Origin of the sequence: Arthrobacter sp. HMWF013, assembly GCF_003061105.1 — a bacterium.
In the GTDB taxonomy this organism is placed as follows: Bacteria; Actinomycetota; Actinomycetes; order Actinomycetales; family Micrococcaceae; genus Arthrobacter.
Genome location: NZ_QAIQ01000475.1, coordinates 1 through 1,785 on the forward strand (window position 1 = coordinate 1; position 1,785 = coordinate 1,785).

2 protein-coding genes are annotated in these 1,785 nt (G+C 61.2%); both read right to left on the reverse strand.

Features of this window, described 5'->3' with window-relative positions:
* Positions 1-507: ABC transporter substrate-binding protein (locus DBR22_RS17005; protein ID WP_146187543.1), on the reverse strand; the 507-nt coding region annotated here is incomplete at its 3' end.
* A gap of 519 nt (positions 508-1,026) precedes the next feature.
* Positions 1,027-1,785, reverse strand: a 759-nt coding sequence (locus tag DBR22_RS17010; RefSeq protein WP_108599995.1) for a carbohydrate ABC transporter permease, incomplete at its 5' end; no start/stop codon positions are given.

Sequence of the window (1,785 nt, forward strand, 5' to 3'; positions counted from 1 at the left end):
GTTGATTCCTGCGGCAATACCGGTGAGGCCGTCCTCACTCTTGCCAGCGTTCAGGGCGGCTTCGTCCAGCTTGGAGGTGTCGATCTCGTATTTCGAGAGATCGAGCAGCGCCCCGCGGCTGGAGTACTCGGTGATGTATTTCTCGTCCATCTGAATGATGTCCGGCGCATCGTTGGCGGCGACCTGGGTGGCCAGCTTGTCCCAGTAACCGCTCCAGTCACCGTATTCGGGCTTGATCTTGATCTTGGGGTTCTCAGCCTCGAACGCTGCAATGGCAGCCTGCGTCAGCTGGGCGCGCTTATCGCTGCCCCACCATGAGAAGCGCAGTTCGACCGTGCCGTCCGCATTCTCGGGTGCAGCTCCCCCGCCGCAGGCACTAAGGGCGAGGACGGCGGCTGCAGCAGCTGCCACCACACCGGTCTTGCGGAACCGGCGCCTTGCGCCGTGGGAGGGTGTCTCTGCCGAGTGGTTCTTGGCAGCAGACTCAGAACGGGGAAAAAGCGGCACTGGATACTCCGATCTTCTTTGATCTTGATTTGCTGGGAAGGAAAATATGAGAAAACGCTTTCTTGAATCTGATACTACAAGTACAGCACTTGTATTACAAGAGGTTTCGGGAGCCAAATAACAAAGGTATCTGCGGACCCGTTTAGCCAATGCACCGACGGGGGGATGAATCTACGGCGGCGGCATGGGTGCGGTTCAGGTCGATCCGCGGTGACGGCCTTCGCGACGACGGGACCGGCTGCGGCGCTGGACACGGATATCCGCCAGGCACGCACTTTGCCTTTCGGCGTCGGGAGCGGCTAGCGGATGTCCGTTAGCGACGCACTTTGCCTTTCGACGTCGGAAGCGGCTACCCGGGCAGATCTCCGTTAGCGACGCACATTGCCTTTCGACGTCGGATGCCGCACCGAACCGCCGGCACAACTCAGCGCCAACAGGCAAGGCACACAACGGCCAACGGCCCGTCCTGAGGGACGGGCCGTTGGCGTGAGCGTAATTCCGCGGAACGTAACGCCCGGTCTATTTGATACCGGTCGTGGCGATGCCCTTGATGAGGAACCGCTGGCCGAAGAGGAAGACCAGGAACACCGGGAGCAGGGAGACGATGGACATCGCGAACAGTGATCCCCAGCTGGTGGCTGATTGGGAGTCCACAAACGCGCGCAGGGCGACGGGAACGGTAAACATGTCCGGATCGGTGAGGTAGATCAGGGCGCCGAAGAAGTCGTTCCAGGTCCAGATGAAGGTGAAGATAGTGGTGGTCGCCAGGGCAGGGACCATCAGCGGCAGGATCACGCGGAGGAAGATGCGGGGGTGGCCCGCTCCGTCGATCCGGGCGGCTTCGTCCAGGTCCTTGGGGATGCCGCGGATGAACTGGACCATGAGGAAGACGAAGAACGCGTCCGTGGCCAGGAGCTTGGGGACCAGGAGTGGCCAGAAGGTGTTCACCCAGCCGATCTGGGAGAACAGGATGTACTGGGGCACGATCACCACGTGGAACGGCAGCATGATGGTCAGCAGCATGATGCCGAAGAACAGTTTCTTGCCGGTGAACTGGAGCCGGGCGAAGGCGTAGGCGGCCATGGAGCAGGAGATCAGGTTGCCCAGGATGGAGCCGATGACCACGATTGCGGAGTTGAGCATGTAGTGCCCGAACGGGTGGGTCAGGGCCGACCAGCCGTCGGTGTAGTTGGACATTTCCAGGCTGTTGAGCCAGAGTCCGGGGTCGCGGAAGATCAGTTCGTTGGGCCGGAGCGAGGAGACCACCATCCACAGGAG